16 protein-coding genes are annotated in these 18,605 nt (G+C 42.3%); 9 read left to right on the top strand and 7 right to left on the bottom strand.

Annotated elements, in window-relative coordinates:
• Positions 1–12: 12 nt before the first annotated feature.
• Positions 13–1,050, bottom strand: a complete 1,038-nt coding sequence (locus tag OU792_RS07285) for a DUF4421 domain-containing protein (protein ID WP_134202875.1) — start codon at positions 1,048–1,050, stop codon at positions 13–15.
• Between the two features lie 247 nt (positions 1,051–1,297).
• Between OU792_RS07285 and OU792_RS07280 the strand changes: the two genes are divergently transcribed.
• On the top strand, positions 1,298–2,086 hold the full coding sequence (locus tag OU792_RS07280; protein WP_134202874.1) for a glycosyltransferase family 2 protein: 789 nt from the start codon (positions 1,298–1,300) through the stop codon (positions 2,084–2,086).
• 50 nt (positions 2,087–2,136) lie between these two features.
• Positions 2,137–2,952, top strand: a complete 816-nt coding sequence (locus tag OU792_RS07275) for an FkbM family methyltransferase (RefSeq protein ID WP_134202873.1) — start codon at positions 2,137–2,139, stop codon at positions 2,950–2,952.
• 3 nt (positions 2,953–2,955) lie between these two features.
• Here the strand turns inward: OU792_RS07275 and OU792_RS07270 are convergent, their stop codons facing one another.
• Together OU792_RS07270 and OU792_RS07265 are read right to left on the bottom strand one after the other, a co-directional pair.
• Entirely contained in the window at positions 2,956–3,666 is a 711-nt protein-coding gene (locus tag OU792_RS07270) for a glycosyltransferase (RefSeq protein WP_134202872.1), read from the bottom strand.
• A 77-nt stretch (positions 3,667–3,743) separates the two neighbouring features.
• Positions 3,744–4,946 (bottom strand): pyridoxal phosphate-dependent aminotransferase, encoded by a 1,203-nt coding sequence (locus tag OU792_RS07265; protein ID WP_134202871.1) that lies wholly within the window; start codon positions 4,944–4,946, stop codon positions 3,744–3,746.
• 131 nt (positions 4,947–5,077) lie between these two features.
• Between OU792_RS07265 and OU792_RS07260 the strand changes: the two genes are divergently transcribed.
• Positions 5,078–5,932 (top strand): toxin-antitoxin system YwqK family antitoxin, encoded by an 855-nt coding sequence (locus tag OU792_RS07260; RefSeq protein ID WP_274669858.1) that lies wholly within the window; start codon positions 5,078–5,080, stop codon positions 5,930–5,932.
• On the opposite strand, the gene OU792_RS07255 is transcribed toward OU792_RS07260, so the two are convergent.
• Together OU792_RS07255 and OU792_RS07250 are read right to left on the bottom strand one after the other, a co-directional pair.
• Entirely contained in the window at positions 5,929–6,480 is a 552-nt protein-coding gene (locus tag OU792_RS07255) for a lipid-binding SYLF domain-containing protein (protein WP_274669857.1), read from the bottom strand. The two genes, OU792_RS07260 and OU792_RS07255, sit on opposite strands and share 4 nt — an antisense overlap.
• On the bottom strand, positions 6,467–6,823 hold the full coding sequence (locus OU792_RS07250; protein ID WP_026946926.1) for a YraN family protein: 357 nt from the start codon (positions 6,821–6,823) through the stop codon (positions 6,467–6,469). The genes OU792_RS07255 and OU792_RS07250 overlap by 14 nt, the downstream gene beginning before the upstream one ends.
• A gap of 79 nt (positions 6,824–6,902) precedes the next feature.
• Here OU792_RS07250 and lipB point away from each other — a divergent pair, with 79 nt between their 5' ends.
• Genes lipB through OU792_RS07220 form a run of 6 tightly spaced genes read left to right on the top strand, consistent with a single transcriptional unit; the run spans position 6,903 to position 12,609 of the window.
• Positions 6,903–7,619 (top strand): lipoyl(octanoyl) transferase LipB, encoded by a 717-nt coding sequence (lipB, locus tag OU792_RS07245; protein ID WP_026946925.1) that lies wholly within the window; start codon positions 6,903–6,905, stop codon positions 7,617–7,619.
• Between the two features lie 13 nt (positions 7,620–7,632).
• On the top strand, positions 7,633–8,034 hold the full coding sequence (locus OU792_RS07240) for a hypothetical protein (protein ID WP_274669856.1): 402 nt from the start codon (positions 7,633–7,635) through the stop codon (positions 8,032–8,034).
• A gap of 6 nt (positions 8,035–8,040) precedes the next feature.
• Positions 8,041–8,790, top strand: coding sequence for a 3'-5' exonuclease (locus OU792_RS07235; protein ID WP_274669855.1), 750 nt, complete (start codon positions 8,041–8,043; stop codon positions 8,788–8,790).
• A 41-nt stretch (positions 8,791–8,831) separates the two neighbouring features.
• Positions 8,832–11,027, top strand: a complete 2,196-nt coding sequence (gene rnr, locus OU792_RS07230) for a ribonuclease R (RefSeq protein WP_274669854.1) — start codon at positions 8,832–8,834, stop codon at positions 11,025–11,027.
• Complete coding sequence (locus OU792_RS07225; protein ID WP_274669853.1) at positions 10,990–11,976, top strand: polyprenyl synthetase family protein; 987 nt, start codon at positions 10,990–10,992, stop codon at positions 11,974–11,976. Before rnr ends, OU792_RS07225 begins: the two co-directional genes overlap by 38 nt.
• 3 nt (positions 11,977–11,979) lie before the next feature.
• Entirely contained in the window at positions 11,980–12,609 is a 630-nt protein-coding gene (locus OU792_RS07220; protein ID WP_134202864.1) for a rhomboid family intramembrane serine protease, read from the top strand.
• A gap of 34 nt (positions 12,610–12,643) precedes the next feature.
• On the opposite strand, the gene OU792_RS07215 is transcribed toward OU792_RS07220, so the two are convergent.
• Positions 12,644–15,706: a WD40/YVTN/BNR-like repeat-containing protein gene (locus OU792_RS07215; RefSeq protein WP_274669852.1), complete on the bottom strand. Its 3,063-nt coding sequence runs from the start codon at positions 15,704–15,706 to the stop codon at positions 12,644–12,646.
• Between the two features lie 92 nt (positions 15,707–15,798).
• Positions 15,799–18,507 carry a S9 family peptidase gene (locus OU792_RS07210; protein ID WP_274669851.1) on the bottom strand — a complete coding sequence of 903 codons (2,709 nt, stop codon included), beginning with the start codon at positions 18,505–18,507 and terminating at the stop codon, positions 15,799–15,801.
• Between the last annotated feature and the right edge of the window lie 98 nt (positions 18,508–18,605).

The following is an 18,605-nucleotide window of genomic DNA, read 5'->3' as shown; positions in this document are numbered from 1 at the left end:
GAGAGAATGCGGTTAATCCTTGGATATCAATCTCATAGGATTGATTTTCTGAAATTTCCTTTCGAAGTTTTTCCCGACTGCAAACTTGTAGATCAAATTGATCCGATAGTTTCCCGTATTAATGGATTGGTCAAAAAGGCTCGCTTCTGCAATTGGAAGATTTTTCCAAACGTAATTAGCATTGATTGAAAACCTCCTGGAGTTATATCCAAAAAATCCTCTCAAGAAATACGTCGGAAAGACTTTCCAAGTCTGAGTGGAAGTCCCGTTTTGCCATCTTGAATGACCCAGACTGACATTGGCAGAAGCTACACCAGAAAGAAAAAAACCATTTCCGAAAACCAAAGTGCCTGCTACTCCAGCATTTGGACCGAATTGAAAATAATTCACTTGCTGAAAATTGGTAAAGGCCAATTCTTCAGAATCAGGAACCAATAAAGAATCTCCAAAAACCTTTCCCCCATAAATCTCAAAACCGTAAAAGGGTGAAAAAGCGGATCTTTTTTGAATTTGGGACTGGTTGAAGGCCGCTTGGATTGAAAGCTTATCCCCATTTGGGAGATAGTTAAAATTCAATCCGATCTTTCGCATTTTCACATCTTGTCTCAAATAATCTTCATCGGAGCCTGCCAGTTGGTCCGCACTAAGCACAAATCCATTGTAGAACTGCCCAAATAAATCCACAATCATTTTTCGAGGGTAGATGTGAGCCTGAAGGTCCAAGTAGGCTGGAAAATCTCTTTGACGGTCTGGATTGAGAAAGCCAACTGGTCCGGCTATATTCAAAGTAAACTTCTGGTAGGTAAAACCTATTCCAAGGTTATTACCGGAGTTTGGCCGATAGATCAATTTATCAGAGCTATTCGGGGCATTAATTAAGAAATCGGAATACTTTTTAGAAAAATAAAATCTCAATAAAAAAGTCTCAGGGCTGACTTCCACATAGCCTGAATCATATTGAGACGTCTGAGCTTTTAAAGCCAAATTACCAAGGCAAAAGACGACGATTAGTGTACAAAATTTGAATAATCCGGTGAAGCTTTTTTGCATTAGAAATCAAATAAACGAAAAAATCCGGATGGCTATTCCGGATTTTTTCAAAACATTTAGAGTTCGAAAATGAGGTTTTTTCCCTCGTTATTTGAAAGAATAGTTAACAAAGTTGTTTAATCACCGAAATAAATTTACTGAGTTAATTTAATAATGCAAATAAATATTTGGATTATTTTGAAAAAGGAGAGTGATTATTACAATTTTATCAGAAATATAAATCCCCATTTATCCATCAGATATTTCTATGCAGGTCCCACAAAAACCCATTGTATCCGTCATTATTCCTTGTTACAACCAGGCCGGTTATTTATCCGAAACCATTCAATCAGCCTTCGAGTCTGATCACAGGCCGCTGGAAGTAATTGTAGTTAATGATGGGTCTACGGACTCAAGTCTACAAGTCGCTCTTTCCCTTCTAGAAAAATATGAAGGATTAGAAGTGATTGATCAAGAAAATGCTGGGGTGGCAAGTGCAAGAAATGCCGGAATCAGGCAGGCAAAGGGCGATTTTATTTTACCTCTTGATGGGGATGACAAGATCCATCCGCAGTACATTTCAAAAGCCGTGTCAGTTCTTATCTCAAGGCCAGCGGTAAAAGTCGTTTACTGTAAAGGCAAGAAATTTGACGAAAACGGATTTAAAGATTGGAACCTAAAACCCTTTTCCAGAAGAGCTTTAGCACGGGATAATATGATCTTTGTATCAGCACTTTTTCGAAAAAAGGACTGGAAAGAAGTGGGGGGATTTTCGGAAGACATGACCATGGGAAGGGAAGATTGGGAGTTTTGGATCAAAATGCTAAAAAATGGAGGCGAAGTAGTTCAACTTCCCATGGTGGGTTTCTTTTACCGACTGACCCCAAACAGCAAAAGAAAGCGAACAGGCACAGATCAAAAAAAACGAGAGCGAATCGCCTATCTGAATGAAAAACATTCTGATTTTTTTGAACAGGAATTACTTGGCCCTCTCCGTTTTCAGCGCACTTGGTCAAGACCCTACAACAGACTTATGAAATTGCTTGGAAGACTCTAAGTTTTTCAAAGAATAAGAATTGATTTATTTTGCTGCTCACAATTTCCACCATGTCGATAAAATCCAGCTTCAAAAACTTTTACAAAGACCTTAGAATCTCCCTAAGCGCCAATGAAAATCCGCTTTTCATGGCTTACTATCGGAATTTGTACAAACCCAAAAAAGGGAGTCTTTCCGAATTTCTTTCTGAATTTTCACTTTCAAAAAAAGGAGATTTTACCGTCATACAGGTGGGGGCAAATGACGGTATCACCAATGACCCCATCCATAAGTTTATCAAGCGGGATAGGTGGAAAGGGGTACTTTTGGAGCCTCAGCCAGATGTTTTTAATCAGCATTTGAAAAGAATCTACCAGAAGAATGAAGGGCTACACCCTATCTGCGCTGCAATAGGAAAAGAGGACGGTAAACAGAAACTTTACAAAATCGGATTTAGCGATATGCGCTGGGCTACGGGTTTGGCTTCTTTTTCAAAAGAGAAAATCGAGGAGCTTTTTGACAACGGAATTGTGGATAAAAACTGTAAGAAATTTGGGATCCCGATTCCGCAGGAACCTGAAAAGCGGATCAGCTTTGAATGGGTAGATGTCGTCTGTCCCGATACACTTATCAAACGATACCAAATCAATCAGATTGATCTCTTACAGATCGATGCGGAAGGTTTTGACCTAGAGGTAATCAAGATTTTTGACATAGCAAAAAACACCCCAAAAGCGATCATTTTTGAAAATGTCAATCACAGCCAAAAAGACCTTGATGAATGCTATGAAATGCTAAAAAATCAAGGCTATAGCCTGAAGGAATTTGGTCGAGATACCTTGGCGATGCGATACCCTGAGGACGCATTTAAGCCTTTCTTTGATTAATAATTAAATCTTATCCAGACCTTTCCAATACTTCAAAAAGTAGTATTTGAGGGGATTTTTATACTTCAATTGTTTCCAGGGTCTACTTCCATGGGGTCTGTGCCATACAGGGGCATCCATCAAAACATAGTTTTTGAAGCCACAGTCCAGTGACTTAGAAGAAATAAAGGTATCATACCAATCCTTTGCATCGTCCAACCCTGTAAAGTCATATGCGGACAAAAACTCCTTCGAGAAAAGTGTGCAGCAAAAGCTGAGACTTCGTTGGGTATTGATCTCGGCTTCCTTTCTCCCCTTAAACTTAAGATAAGGAAAATTGACCTCTCCTGACTCATCGACTGTGACTGACCCTGTCAGCCCTGAGGAGGAGTGAGATTTCTGATGAGCCAAAAGCTTACTAATTGTATCCTTCTCGACAACCACATCCGATTCGATTACCAAAAGCGGAAGACCAAGTTCCAAGGCTTTCTTTTGTGCCATCTGAAGTACCAGCTTGTAATTAGGGGAGGGCGTATCCGTGATATCTTCTAGATGAATTAACTCATAGCCGATCGAATCCTTATTTCGCTCCAGTTCCAGCTTTGTCTCTTCCGAACTGAAGTCATTAAAAATAATGTGAAGAACTTCCAGATCCGAGTTTGCAATGGCTCTGGCGGTATCCAAAGTGGTTTCTATGGAATTTTTTACGGGAGTAATGACAAGAACCTGCGGCATGGGTAAGATTTTGAACAAAAATATACTTTTATGGAGCTGTAAAAAAATAACCCCGGTTCTCACCGGGGTTAAATCTCTTAGGCCAGTTCAGCCAGAGCCTTTTTAATTCGCTTAAGCGCTTCTTTCAATTCATCCTCCGAAGCAGCATAGCTCAATCTCACACAATTGGGAGCTCCAAAGGCCCCGCCAGTCACGAGTGATACATTTGCCACTTCGAGTAGGTAAAGACACAAATCATCTGCATCCTTGACGGTATGTCCGTGCGCTGATTTTCCAAAGAATGCCGTTACATCCGGGAAGAAATAAAAGGCTCCTTCAGGGATATGAGTTTTGATACCTGGGATTTCCTGAAGTAAATCTAAAACAAGTTGTCTTCTGTTGAAATAGGCCTCAGCCATTTCTTTTGATGGAGACTGATCTCCTGAGATTGCCGCCAAAGCTGCCCGCTGAGCGATACCCGTTCCACCGGAAGTAAATTGTCCCTGGATTTTCTCACAGGCTTTGGCAATTGCCAATGGTGCACAGATATACCCAACTCTCCAGCCTGTCATTGCATATCCCTTTGAAAATCCGTTGACCGTGATCGTTCGATCAAACATTCCCGGAAGTGAGGCGATACTGAAGTTTTTGCCTGTGAAGTTGATAAGTTCATAGATTTCGTCCGCAATCACCATGATACCTTCATGCTTTTTGATTACATCGGCTATGGCTTCCAGTTCCGATTGACTGAATACTGAACCTGTAGGATTGCAAGGTGAGGAATAAATCACCGCCTTGGTTTTGTCTGTAATCGCTTCCTCTAGCTGCTGAGCGGTAGCCTTGAAGTTATTTTCCAAAGTTCCCTCTATCAAGACCGGTACGCCACCTGCCAACTTGATGATCTCTGCATAGCTCACCCAATACGGAGAGAAGATTACTACCTCATCACCTTCGTTCAAAAGACACATGAATGTATTGGCGATGGAATGCTTCGCACCGGTAGAGACGACGATATTTTCGGCTTTAGCCTCAGAAATATTATTCTCTTCTCTTAGTTTTTTAGCAATTGCTTCTCTCAGATCCTGATAGCCTGCTACAGGGGGATAAGAAAAGTATTTTCCCTCGTCAATGGCATCCTTGGCTGCTTCTTGCACATGTTTAGGAGTCTTAAAGTCCGGCTCGCCTAGGCTAAGCCCGATGATATCAATACCTTTGGACTTCAACTCGCGAGCCTTTTTTGCCATGGCTAGCGTAGCGGATTCCTCCATGTTCAAGATGCGATCTGATAGAATAGAATTCATTTTTTGATAGGTTTTTTTACAAATTCCTCAAAAATAGGCAGAAGATTATTAATTCTAAACAAACCGATAGATTTGATCTTGAAATGTTATTTTTGAAGAGAATACAGCAGGAAAATCACCGTTAATTGAGTATGAAGCATTTCATTCTGTTTAGTCTTTTGACCATGGGTACTCTACCCATGTGTTTTGGGCAAAAAACTGAAGAAAAGAAAACTGATCCAGACAGCTCGGGAGTAGTGGATTCCTACTTGCTTCCTACAACTATGCCTTTGCTTTTGTTTGATGATTCGGAAGAAAAGGAAGAGAAAAAGGCCAAAAAGAAAAAAATTCGGAAAAACATCTATTTCGGAATTAAAACTCGACGAGGCTTTCTCAGAAGGGATTTGAGAGGGCAAGATATAGTCGAACTATTCAATTACACCGATGCCGAGCGTCAACCTGATCCGTACATTCGGGATGTATTTTGGTACGATCCAGGTGAAAAGAGTATTCAAAACGAAAATTATCAACCGGGCCAAGGCTATCTTCTTCACGGTCCGTATGAGCGAAGAATCAATGATGTGGTAGTAGAAAGCGGGATGTATTACTATGGCATGAAGCACAAAACCTGGATGCTATTTGATCAGCGTAATGTTCTTCAGGATAAGAATCATTTCGAAGAAGGGTGGCCGCGTGAGTCACGGATTACCTATTATAATCAAAGCAGTAAATCCATCGAAAAAATTATTCCTGTTCAATACGGATTAGAAGAGGGCTACTTTTTCCACTTTTATGAAGATCAGCAAATAGCCATCACTGGCGAGTACCAATTTGGGCAGAAAGTTGGTCTATGGACAGAATATTGGGACACAAACAACGCGAGAGCTATTCGGAAGCGAGAGATTCAATACCAAGAAGAACCTTACATGGATGACTTTAGACCCTATATCCGTGCCGAGTGGGATAAGGATGGAAATTTGATCTATCGAAGCGAAAGAGCCAATTAATTCTCTCGGAATTTGAATTGCTGCCCGCCTACTGAAGCCTCATACATCAACCCTCCCTTCGTTCGAGTAAAAACCGCAACGCCATCCACATATTCGGCATTGGCAGAAGCACCTGATGCAGCAGCTACAGCAGAGACCTGTGCAGCCATTTCTATCTTTCCAGTCTTGAATCTATCCCAAGACTCTTCATCCTTAAAAAACACCACCTCGCTGTAGGCCTGTCCTCCCGCCTGAAAGCCGATCGTGATTTGAGTCATCTTTGCAAATCCAACAAACTGGCCTTGCTCATAGGCCACTCCATTTCCAGCAGCTCCTCCTACTCCAAGTCCACCTTTTCCTACATTTGGTAAAATGATATAGCCATAAGCATTTTCAAAAAGCTCACTCATAGTGGGATCGTCCTCCAAAAATTCCGCTTTGGCCTCTTGGGAGTCCTCTATAATTTGCTGGTCTTTTTTACTGCTTTGAGCATTCGCAAAGGATGAAATCATCAAAAAGCTAAGGCAAAGCAAAAAGAGTTTCGTGGGGCGGGTATTAGTAAAATGCATCTTCAAACTGTTTGAAATTAATGTTTCCTGATTTGTCTTTGTAAACGCCAACAATATCAAATCTGATATCTTTATGCCAATCAATCTCATGAATATAGGCATCTGCGGCTTTTACGATCAGCTTTTTTTTGCCGTAGTCCACAAATTCCTCTGCAAAGCCATAGCCGGTACCAGATCGGAATTTGACCTCAATGAAAATCAACAATCCTTGATACTTCATGATCAAATCAATTTCAGCATGCTTGTATCGATAGTTTTTTTCCAAAAGCTCATAGCCTTTCGATACTAACCATTCACATGCCAACTCTTCAGCGCGTTTTCCGCTCTCATTGTGCTCAGCCATGCTAGATTTGATTAATTTTGAAAAATCCGAACGAATGCACCTAAAGCAAGGTTTCTACTTCAACTTCGGAGAAAGAATTATGAATGAAGTTATCAATAAAAAAGTGAATTTCATAGACCTAGGCCCCATGGACTACCAAGCCGCCTGGGACTATCAAGAGTCACTTTTTGATGAGATTGTCAAGCTGAAAATCGCTAATCGGAAAGCAGAACTTTCCGAACAAAAAACCAGTAAAAATCACCTGCTTTTCGTCGAGCATCCGCATGTCTACACTTTGGGAAAAAGCGGAAAGCAAGAAAATCTACTTCTGGATGAAAAAGGTCTGGCAAAGCATCAGGCAAAATTCTACAAGATCAACCGGGGTGGAGATATCACCTATCATGGCCCTGGGCAATTGGTGGGGTACCCCATTTTAGATTTGGAAAACTTCTTCACGGATATTCACAAGTACCTCCGTTTTTTGGAAGAAGCCATCATCCGAACCCTTGCTGAATACAAGGTCGAAGCCGGTCGAATCGAAGGACTTACAGGAGTATGGCTCGATCATATCAAACAGGAGAATCCACGGAAAATTTGTGCCATGGGTGTTAAATCTAGTAGATGGGTGACCATGCATGGATTTGCATTCAACCTCAACGCAAACTTGGAATATTTTGGCCATATCGTCCCCTGTGGCATTGACGACAAAGCGGTCACATCCCTCCACCTTGAACTTGGCCATCATGTGGATGAGGCTGAGGCTAAAGAAAAAGTAAAAAAACACCTCGCTGATCTATTCGAATGGGAATGGGTCTAATGATAATTAAAGGATGAAGAAAGACATTGATTTTTCTCCAGTGACTGGAGTAAAACTAGCGATTGCAAAAACGGAAACAGAATCAGGGGAAGATTGGGCGGTTTACATCATCAACCTCAACCTGATCGAACTCAAAAATGTCATGATCACTTCGAAAGGGTATGGCGAATTGGAAGGAGAGCAACGAAAAACCTCCACCCTACGTCATCTGATTGAGGAATTAGGGGCACAAAGCATAGCTAAAATTGAACCTATTGATCCTGCAGTTTTTGAATTGACCAATGAATTTTGGGTGAGCTATTACATCCTCGATCAGATTTTTGACAAAAAGTTTATCTTTACTCCAGGCAGTTTTCACCCCTCACTGCAGCGGATGATACCCGTACTTGGACTGGAAGGGGTTTTACATAGTTAGAAATCCATGACAGATTTTTTTGATCAACTTGGCGATATATTGTTTTTGGACATTGAAACAGCCTCTCTTACAGGGCGGTTTGATGAGCTCAATGAACGACTGAAAGAAGAATGGGTGAAAAAAGAACAACATCTCCAAAAGGATCCCGAGGGCCTCATCGAACCCGGCTCGCTTTATTTTGACCGGGCAGGCATTCATGCCGAATTTGGCCAAGTCATTTGTGTTGGAGTTGGCTATTTTCAATGGAAAAAGAAAGATAAAAAGCTGATTTTCAGATCGAAAGTATTTCAAGATGAAAACGAACGGGAACTATTAGTCTCCTTTTCGGAGTTACTCCAAAAGAAAAAATGGGTTCTCTGTGCACACAACGGCAAAGAGTTCGATTTCCCCTACCTTTGTCGACGAATGCTCATTCAGGGAGTTCCTTTACCTGAACCCTTACAAATAGCCGGTAAAAAGCCTTGGGAAGTCCGCCATCTTGATACCATGGAACTTTGGAAATTTGGGGACTATAAATATTACACCCGTCTAGAATTATTAGCATCGGTATTTGGCATACCTACCTCCAAGGATGACCTCGACGGAAGTCAGGTAAATGCAACTTTTCACCTTGAAAAAGATACGGAACGAATCAAGAAGTATTGTCTCAAAGATGTGGAAGTCACCGCTAGAGTGTACCTTGCAATGAACCCTACCCTGGATGAAATGGAAATAGAAGTAGTACACCTCGAGGAGCTCAAAAAATCACATAAATAAATCGGGGAAATTTTTATCATTTAAATTAAACAAGACCCTTTATGGGAAGAAAATCTAATCGAAACCAAAACAACCAAAGAGGCAAATCACCCAGTGCTTCGCAGTTGGCTAGAAAAATCAAAACATTTTTAGACAATCATTATGGAGAGGAATACTCTGCAAAGCAGATTATCAAAAACCTGGAAATTAGAGACTCGCTCTCCAAAAATGCAGTAGAACCCATCCTTATCAAACTGGTAGAGAATGGCACGCTATCCAAAAGTCCACGGAATTATTATGCGTCGAAAAAAGATCCGGATTTTATCATTGGAAAAGTGGATTATGTAAATCCCCGCTTCGCCTACATCGTTCCTGAAGACCCTGAAAAAACAGACGGAGATATCCTGGTAAAAGAAGCAGACCTCAAGCAAGCCCTGGATGATGACCGCGTCCGAGTCATGGTCTATCCAAATAAAGGTCGAAGCGGAAGAAGTGAAGGCCGTGTATTGGAAATTCTGGAGCGGGCTCGCGATGAGTTTGTCGGAAGAGTGGAAATTTCCCCTCGTTTCGCTTTTGTGGTTCCTGATTTTAAAAAGATGCATAAGGACATCTTTGTACATCGAGGAGATCTTGAAGGCGCCCAGCACAATGAAAAAGTAGTGGTCAAACTGACCGAATGGAGAGAGGGCGATAAGAACCCAACCGGAAAGGTAACTCGAGTATTAGGAAAAGCCGGAGTCCATGAAGTAGAAATCCACTCCATCATGGCAGAATTTGGGCTTCCCTTCGAATACCCAAAAGAAGCAGATGCAGAAGCAAATGCGATTTCCGAAGAAATCAGCAAGAAAGAAATCCAAAAAAGGGAAGATTTCAGGGAGGTAACCACTTTCACCATTGACCCAGTAGATGCTAAGGATTTTGATGATGCCATTTCTTATCGAAGACTGGAAAATGGGAATCTCGAAGTAGGTGTGCATATCGCCGATGTGACGCATTATGTTCAGCCCAAAACTGCCTTGGAGCGGGAAGCCTACGATCGTGCTACCTCGGTTTACCTCGTAGATCGTACGATTCCCATGCTTCCTGAGCGATTGAGTAATGGTCTTTGCTCTCTTCGCCCAAATGAAGATAAACTCACCTTTGCCTGTGTTTTTGAACTAGATGAAAATGCGAAAGTGCTCAAGCACTGGATAGGCAGAACAATCATCCACTCGGATCGGCGCTTCGCTTATGAAGAAGCTCAAGAAAATATTGACAAGCAAGAAGGTGACTTTTTTGAGGAGCTCACCCATCTAAATAATCTGGCGAAAAAAATCAGAAAACAGCGCTTCCAAAACGGTGCGGTAAATTTTGAGACGGTTGAAGTCAAATTCAAACTGGATGAGAAAGGCACTCCCCTAGGCTTGATGGTCAAGGAGCGGAAGGACATTCATAAACTGATCGAAGAGTTTATGCTACTGGCCAATAAGTATGTGGCAGAATTTATCTTCAAAAAGAACAACGGCAAGGACACCTTTGTATACCGAACGCATGACTCCCCGGATATGGATCGATTAGAGGTCTTTTCTGGATTTGCAAAGCGATTTGGACACAATCTCAACCTAGACAATGAACGACAAGTATCTAGTTCATTGAATAAGCTCATGGACGAGATTCAGGGAAAACCCGAGCAGAATGTGCTAGAGCAACTTGCTATTCGATCCATGGCAAAAGCCAAATACACGACCGAACCAAAAGGTCACTTTGGTCTTGCCTTTGCCCATTATACTCATTTCACCTCTCCCATTAGACGCTATCCTGACATGATGGTTCATCGGCTTCTTCAGCACTACCTTGACGGCGGAAAATCGCCCGATGCAGAAGACTGGGAGAAAAAATGTCTTCACTCCTCCGATCGAGAAAAAAGAGCCGCTGATGCTGAGCGAGCATCTATCAAGTACAAGCAAGTGGAATATATGTCGCTGGCAGAAGATAAAGACTATGAGGGAATTGTCTCGGGAGTCACCGAATGGGGCGTGTTTGTAGAAATCACTGAGACAAAGTGCGAAGGAATGGTGCGGGTATCAGATATCTCGGATGATTATTACGAATTCGATGAACGAAACATGCGACTCATCGGAACCAAATCAAAAAAAATGATCACTTTGGGCGACAAAGTCTCGGTTCGTGTAGTTAATACCGATATCGACCGTAGAACCATCGACCTGGAATTTGCAGATAATGACGAAAAACCCCATCGCACCCGCACTCCTAGATAAATTAGAGAATTTCCTCAGTACCTATTCATTCGGAAAAAAACCCGATGAACTTTATGACCCCATCCGATATATTTTATCACTTGGAGGAAAAAGAATCCGGCCATTGCTCAGCCTTTTGTCCTATGGACTTTATCAAGACAATCCTGAAAAAATCCTCAGTCAGGCTGCAGCAATAGAGGTTTTTCACAATTTCACCCTGATGCATGATGACATCATGGACGAGGCACCGCTACGCCGTGGAAAGGCGACAGTTCATGAAAAATGGAATGCCAATGTGGCTATTTTATCCGGAGATGTCATGCTTGTAAGAGTCTATGATTTGCTGCTTCCAAGTCCGGCTGATATCCTAGGCAAACTTATTCTGGAATTCAATCAGACAGCGGCTGAAGTATGTGAAGGACAACAGCTAGACATGAATTTCGAACTTCGAGATGAAGTTCATGAAGACGAATACATCGAGATGATCCGACTCAAAACAGCGGTGCTTTTGGGTTTTGCTCTAAAACTCGGGGCAATGCTGGGCAGAGCTTCAGAGGAGGATCAAAAGCGCTTGTATGACTTTGGTGTGAATATCGGAGTAGGTTTTCAGCTCAAGGATGACTTATTGGACGTCTTTGCGGACCAAGCAAAATTCGGTAAGCAGGTAGGTGGGGATATCATTTCAAACAAGAAAACCTTCCTCTTGATCAAGGCACTTGAGCTGGCAAAAGGACAGGATGAAAGAGTTTTGAAAGATTGGTTAGCTAAGAAGGAATTTGATCCAGAGCAGAAAGTGAAAGCCGTCAAGGAGCTTTATGAAAAATTGGGTGTACGAAAGCTAGCCGAAAATAGAATGAATGAATATTTCCAGAGCGGATTCGAGCTTTTGGAAACTTTTGCTCAATCGGAAAACCCGTATTACCAAAGCCTGCTGGAAATCACACAAGCCCTAGTCCACCGAGAAAAATAAATCATGAACGTATCCATCACGGTTATCATTATTGCCATTACGGCAATCAGTAGCTTTTTGGCTTTTTCAAACCTTTCACTGATCGAACGCTGGATGTTCACTCCCTACTTGATCAAGCGGAGAAAGCAATGGGATCGCTTCATCCTATCAGGCTTTATTCATAAAGACTACATTCACCTGCTCTTCAACATGTTCACCTTCTACTTCTTTGGAAGGGTGGTGGAGCAGTTTCTTGCTTTCAAATATGGAAGTACTACGGGAGGGATCATCTTTATCCTATTCTACCTCTTGGGGATAATCATTGCGGATATTCCTACTTATCTGAAGCATCAGGACAATTCCTATTACCGAGCATTAGGTGCCTCAGGCGGGACTGCCGCTACGGTTTTTGCCAGTATTATCATTCTTCCACTGGCAGATATTTGCCTTTTTGGAATTTTATGCTTGCCTGGGTTTATCTTGGGAGCCCTTTTTCTAATTTATTCCTATACCAAAGGAAAGCAGGATAGCGACGGCATCAATCACGATGCTCACTTATACGGGGCTTTGTTTGGGATTTTATTTATCCTAATAATCTCTCCAAACAGTGCACTGGACTTTGTGGATCAAATCAAAAATTTCAGGATATTCTAAAAAAACCTCCCTGATTTTTCAGGGAGGTTTCAACTTACTTTTTAATATCCAGCTTAGTTCTGAGCTCCTCAATATTCAGGAGTTTTGAAATCTCCTCCTGTTCGAGTCGCTTGAATCGCGCTAGCTGTACATCTATCTGCTCTGTCAATTCTGCCCTGACCTCCTCTGCCTGATCTGTAGGCTTGTAATCTCCATTACCAGCGATTGAGTTCAAGTGAGCCAATTTATTATTGAGTCGAATCGGGAAATTCAGTGGATCTTGCCCGCTTCGATTTTTGGTTTGATATAAAGTTTCCTCTATCTCAGTCATCTCGGCTTGAATGGCCTCCAAATTGGCTGGCTTAGTTTCCATACTATCCAACTCAGCCCGATACTGACGAATCAACTTGATGGTTTGATGAGTTTCTGTCAGTTTTCTATTGACATTCATCAGAAACTCAAACTGCTCCTCCAAATCGGCTTGGGTGGAAGGATATCTTGGATCTGCCAATACCTTGAATGGCTGAACTTGGGATTGTCCATCTAGAGTCATTTTCACTTTATAATCCCCTGGAGTCACTTTAGGCCCTCTCAAGCTAGCCGCCCACATAATCAGCCCGTCAAAGCCTTCTGCATCCTCTACTCGAAGGTTCCAGTTGAACTCATTGCTTCCCGTTTTGACTTTCAAGGTATCTCCGTTGTAACCTTTCGAAGAAAATGTCCTGAGAACATTATCCTTGCTATCCATGAATTCGATTCGAAGCTCATCCTTTGGTTCTTCTTTCATGAAGTAGTAAACCAAAACTCCTCCATCCCTATTTGTTCCAGCATAATTTGAGCTTCTGCTTGACCCATCAATTCGATAGGAATCCTGCGGTTTGAAAAGGTGTAAAGCCTTGTTTTCAATTCCCTGTTCAGCCTGATGCAGCACTGTCAAATCGTCAATGATCCAGAAGGATCGTCCCTGAGTTGCTGCAATGAGGTTATTCTCTTTAATGGCTAAGTCTGTTATTGGGACGATCGGCAGATTCATCTGAAGAGAGTGCCAAGAGGCTCCATCATCTTTGGAATAATACATGCCAGTCTCCGTACCTGCGTAAAGCATTCCACGCTTCACTGGATCCGCTCTAACTACTCTAGTGAAATGCTCTGGGTCAATCCCGGTTGTGATTTTGGTCCAGGTTTTTCCATAATCCTTTGTTTTGTACAGATATGGCTCATAGTTCCCCATTTTGTAGCCTGTAGCTGCAAAATAGGCCTCAGCAGGGTCAAATGGGCTCGCTTCGATACTATTGATCTGCAACCATTCCGGCATATCACTTGGAGTTACATTTTGCCAAGTCTCACCATTATCCGTGGTTACATGCACCAAACCGTCATCCGATCCAGCCCAAATCACACCTTGCTTTAAAGGAGACTCAGCAGCAGTGAAGATAGTCGCATAGTATTCCACGGAGGTATTATCCTTGGTGATCGGTCCTCCTGAAGGCCCTAGCTTGCTCTTATCGTTTCTTGTAAGATCCGGGGAAAACACCTCCCAGCTTTGTCCCTCATCTCTAGACCTGTGAAACTGATTACTCGTGGTATACAATAAATCTGAATCATGCGGAGAGAAGAAAATAGGGAAATTCCACTGGAATCTGTATTTCATGTCCTCAGCTCCATGACCCATGGGATTATCAGGCCACACATTTACAGAGCGAGTGATTCCTTTGTCATGATCTACACGAGTCAAATATCCACCATAAGACCCTCCATAAACGATGTCATTATTATCAGGGTCTGGTGCAATCCAACCTGATTCCCCACCTGCTGTTGGTTCCCAATCATCCTCTGTGATTCCTCCTCTTCCATCAATTCTATGTCTGATTCTCACCGTGGAGTTATCTTGCTGTGCTCCATAGATTCTATATGGGAAAGAGTTATCAGTCGTGACGCGGTAAAACTGAGAAGTTGGCTGATTCATGTAAGTTGACCAGCTTGCACCACCATCTTCAGAGATTTGGGCACCACCGTCATCTGCGATAGCCATTCGCTGATTATTGTTTGGATCAATCCAAAGGTCATGGTGATCACCATGCGGAGCATTGGCTCCTTTGAAGGTTTTACCACCATCAGTGGATTTGTGATAGCTTACATTCAATACATAGACCGTTTCCTCATCCTGAGGGTCCGCATAAATTCTTGAATAGTACCATGCACGCTGACGTAGACTTCGGTCTTCATTGGTGCGAGTCCAAGACTCACCTGCATCCATGGATACATATACGCCACCGTTTTCATTTTCTATGATGGTATACAAGCGATCTGAATTCAGAGGAGAAACTGCAATACCCATGATTCCGAGAGTTCCTTCTGGAAAGCCTTCTTTTTGGGTTAGGTCTTCCCAATTTTTACCTCCGTCTGTGGACTTGAACATTTTACTGCCTGGCCCTCCACTCTCAAGTGAATAGGGTGTACGCTTTATTTCCCAAGTAGTGGCATAGATGGTTTCAGGATCATTTGGATCCAAAACCAGATCCACTGCTCCAGCTACATCACTGACATAAAGGACTTTTTCCCAATTGGCACCGCCATCGATCGATTTATAAACTCCTCGAGTTTCATCAGGCTTAAAGATATCTCCCATCACAGCAGCATAAACTACCTCAGGGTTTTCGGGATGGATTCGCAGTCTTGCCACAAATCGTGACTTTTCAAGTCCGGCTCTCTCCCAACTTTTTCCGGCATCGGTACTTTTCCAAATACCATATCCAAAAGAGACATTTCCTCTTACGGTTTTTTCACCGCCGCCTGCATAGACGACACTGGTATCACTTTCTGACACGGCTACTGCTCCAATGGATCCACCGAAGTAGCCATCAGAAACGGATTTCCAGGTTTTACCGGAGTCTACTGTTTTCCAAACTCCTCCACCTGTACTTCCGAAATAATAAGTGTGGTCTGATCCACTTACCCCTGTAACGGCATCGGATCGCCCACCCCTGAATGGGCCGACTAATCGCCACTCCAGCGCTTTATACACCTGAGGATCAGGGACATTTTGAGCTTTTGCTTCAAAGAGAAATAATGATGCTATGAAGAGCATCACTAATCCCAATTGCTTTGTTTTGTTCATAGATATTAAGGTTGGCAATTTTTTATGCTTAAAACTTACTTAATTTTTTCTATTAGGGCAGAATCTAGTGGGAGATTTATTATCAAAATCGATCAATCGGCTCTTTCATACTGCTTTTCGAGATGAGGAACACCATCTATCATCCATTTAGGAGCAGGCTTGTCCATGAGGTAATGATCAAAATAAGCCTTCATTCTTCTTTGAAAATCCTTTTGATTCGCTTCGTTGGCCAAGTGATGCCCTTCCTTGGGGTAGGAAAGGAAAATCACCTCTTTACCATTTCTTCGAGCCGCATTGAACAACTCCAAGCCCTGCGACCAGTCTACAGCACCATCATCCGTTCCGTGAAGTATCATAAATGGTGTCCTAATATTGGGCACATGTTGCATGGGGTTCTCTCGCTGATAATCCTCCCGATGTGTCCAAGGGGTCACATCTCTACCCATTCTCACCTGACCAATTTCCATGATACCATGGTGGACTGTCCCGGAGCTTCCATAAATATTATTGTAGAAACTCTCCAGGTTTGTTGGTGGAGCTCCCGTGACAATGCATCTAAACATATCCGTCTGAGTAAGTATAAAAGAAGTCTGATATCCACCCCAACTGTGACCTTGAAGCCCAATTCGATCTGCATCGGCATATCCTAGCTTGATCAATTCCGTGGCAGCTGAAGTAATGACATCCAACGAACTGGTTCCCGGACGACCCTCATCAAAAACGATATCCGGCATGAAGATCAAATAGCCATTACTCGCGTAAGTAGAAAAATGAGGGCGGTCATCGTAAACAGGTATGGAATACTGGTGATGGCGATTGGACATTTTTTCATAGAAGTACATGATAGTTGGATAGGCTTTGCCCTCCTCATAGCCTGCAGGAAGCGTCAATGTCCCTTGTAATTTATTACCTCTGCTATCGGTAAAATCAATAAGTTTTCTTGTACCCCAAGCATATTCTGCCTGTTGAGGATTGGCATCGGTAATCCTTTGCTGACCTTTGAAAACAGTATTGGCGACGTAATAATCAGGAAAATTCTCAAAGGTCTGTTTGGTAAAGAAAACCCGATCAGATTCCTCGGCCTTCATAGGGTTACCATAGCTCCAATCTTCATAAACCAATGGTTTTGGAGATTTACCCACTTCTAATTCATAAAATCCTTCCTTTTTAGTCCACTCTCCATAGGCTGATAAAAGTAGAGCTTGATCAGTATCCACCCATTCTTGGTTTGGATCAAGCTGTACCAAGCGGAATCTGATTTCTTCAGCATCTCCAATTTTGGTGATATTTTCCACCGAGGATCCATCCAAGGCAAGCTGCCAAAGGTCATATTTGTGATTGACAATTACATGCTTACCATCCTTTGTCCAGCCAGCCACTCCATAGGGAGGCTTTTCATGCGGATAAGGATGCTCCAAATCCATAAATACTAGGGGAGCTTTCGAAGAAACATCTGTGATCTCCTCAGTATCAAAATCATAAACCATCAAGGCTGTATCTTTCTGATACAAATAATATCGACCGTCAGGCGAGAAGCCTAGAGGTCGTTTGACTTCTTTCACAATGAGCTTTTTATCACCGGAAGTAATATCGACTCGATAAAAATCAGCCGGAGAAACTCCCCAATTCACATCACTGATGTACGGGGTTTCATCTCTTCCCAATCGGTATTTTGGATGCTTAGAATCCAAAACCGTCCTCATTTCCTCATCAGCCAATTGCTTGAAATCGTTATTTTGGAAATGATACACGGATTGATAGGTAAAGTTTTTATTCCTATTGGCTCTTACAATCTGTACTGACTGAATGTAGGGGTCTTTCCAATGCCATACGTCCACATTAGCAATTGTATCCTTACTCATTTTGATTTTCTCCTCCTGCTCCTTAATTCCAAAAAAGATAGACTTACCATCTTCGGAAAAGGAAAGGGTTTCTTTATCACTAATGACAAAGTCTGCTGGAAAGCCAGATGATTTGGAGTCCAGCGTAGCCATCTTCGTTTCCATATCCAGATTATAAAAAACCAACAAATCATTGGGCTGCTGCCAAAGAGTATCCACTTTATTACCTCTTAAAACCACAAGCTGGTTTCCTTTCTCTTCATACTCTTCCTTTTTGGCATTTTGGTCATCCCAAGTAAGGCTTTGATAGCTGGCCTTGGAAGCATCCAACAGATCAGTGGACTTTGAGCTCAATGACAACAGGTAAACACCGTTGCCAATTTGGTCTTCCGCATCGATAAGGTAAGCCAAATGCGAACTCTTCTGATTAAAAGCGAATTCACTTACGTTTCCTATTGACATGGCCTGCTCCTTTCGGAGATCATAGAGAATCAGGTCTGCGCCTTTGGCACCCTCAGGCTTTTTCTTCAAAACTGCCCAAAACTTGCCATCATTTGAAAATGCCATTAAAGCTGCATTGGCAATTGAGTACTCTGTGTCTCCGGAAAGCTTACGCACATGGGCTTTTTGCTCGATCGGTTTTTTGGCCTTTTTGAGCTTTTCAGCTTCTTCTTCCAGAGGTCGGGTAAAATAGGCCACATAGTTCCCTTTTTTGGAAAATGCAGGCCTCGAACCGCTTGGAACACGGATAATGGATCGATCCGCTACTGACATAATATGAAGCGTATCATCAGATCCATTTGGTCTAAGGGAATAGGCAAACCAGTCTCCCGTAGGAGATACTTCCGGCGAAATAATCCTAGACCACTTGGGATAGTCTTCTAATTGGAGTGTCTTCTGCTGAGCCTGAAGGTTCAGATAGGAGAAAACAAAGAGACAGATTAATGTAAATATTCTCATATGCAGTGGATTAAGCTATTTATAGACAATAGACAAGATTGACCACTGCAGTTAAAAAACAAACACAAATTACATCTGAGGTAAAAATAAAATCATCG

This window comes from Algoriphagus sp. NF (assembly GCF_028823735.1).
GTDB lineage: Bacteria > Bacteroidota > Bacteroidia > Cytophagales > Cyclobacteriaceae > Algoriphagus > Algoriphagus marincola.
This window is presented reverse-complemented; position numbering and strand designations above follow the sequence as displayed.

Bases quoted from the DNA above. Each gene is read 5' to 3' on its own strand.
- OU792_RS07280 (WP_134202874.1), top strand. From the start codon at position 1,298: ATGCAGGTCCCACAAAAACCCATTGTATCCGTCATTATTCCTTGTTAC.
- OU792_RS07275 (WP_134202873.1), top strand. From the start codon at position 2,137: ATGTCGATAAAATCCAGCTTCAAAAACTTTTACAAAGACCTTAGAATC.
- OU792_RS07240 (WP_274669856.1), top strand. From the start codon at position 7,633: ATGAAGAAAGACATTGATTTTTCTCCAGTGACTGGAGTAAAACTAGCG.
- OU792_RS07210 (WP_274669851.1), bottom strand. From the start codon at position 18,507: ATGAGAATATTTACATTAATCTGTCTCTTTGTTTTCTCCTATCTGAAC.
- OU792_RS07250 (WP_026946926.1), bottom strand. From the start codon at position 6,823: ATGGCTGAGCACAATGAGAGCGGAAAACGCGCTGAAGAGTTGGCATGT.
- OU792_RS07285 (WP_134202875.1), bottom strand. From the start codon at position 1,050: ATGCAAAAAAGCTTCACCGGATTATTCAAATTTTGTACACTAATCGTC.
- OU792_RS07255 (WP_274669857.1), bottom strand. From the start codon at position 6,480: ATGCATTTTACTAATACCCGCCCCACGAAACTCTTTTTGCTTTGCCTT.
- lipB (WP_026946925.1), top strand. From the start codon at position 6,903: ATGAATGAAGTTATCAATAAAAAAGTGAATTTCATAGACCTAGGCCCC.
- OU792_RS07220 (WP_134202864.1), top strand. From the start codon at position 11,980: ATGAACGTATCCATCACGGTTATCATTATTGCCATTACGGCAATCAGT.
- OU792_RS07225 (WP_274669853.1), top strand. From the start codon at position 10,990: ATGACGAAAAACCCCATCGCACCCGCACTCCTAGATAAATTAGAGAAT.
- OU792_RS07260 (WP_274669858.1), top strand. From the start codon at position 5,078: ATGAAGCATTTCATTCTGTTTAGTCTTTTGACCATGGGTACTCTACCC.
- OU792_RS07270 (WP_134202872.1), bottom strand. From the start codon at position 3,666: ATGCCGCAGGTTCTTGTCATTACTCCCGTAAAAAATTCCATAGAAACC.
- rnr (WP_274669854.1), top strand. From the start codon at position 8,832: ATGGGAAGAAAATCTAATCGAAACCAAAACAACCAAAGAGGCAAATCA.
- OU792_RS07235 (WP_274669855.1), top strand. From the start codon at position 8,041: ATGACAGATTTTTTTGATCAACTTGGCGATATATTGTTTTTGGACATT.
- OU792_RS07265 (WP_134202871.1), bottom strand. From the start codon at position 4,946: ATGAATTCTATTCTATCAGATCGCATCTTGAACATGGAGGAATCCGCT.
- OU792_RS07215 (WP_274669852.1), bottom strand. From the start codon at position 15,706: ATGAACAAAACAAAGCAATTGGGATTAGTGATGCTCTTCATAGCATCA.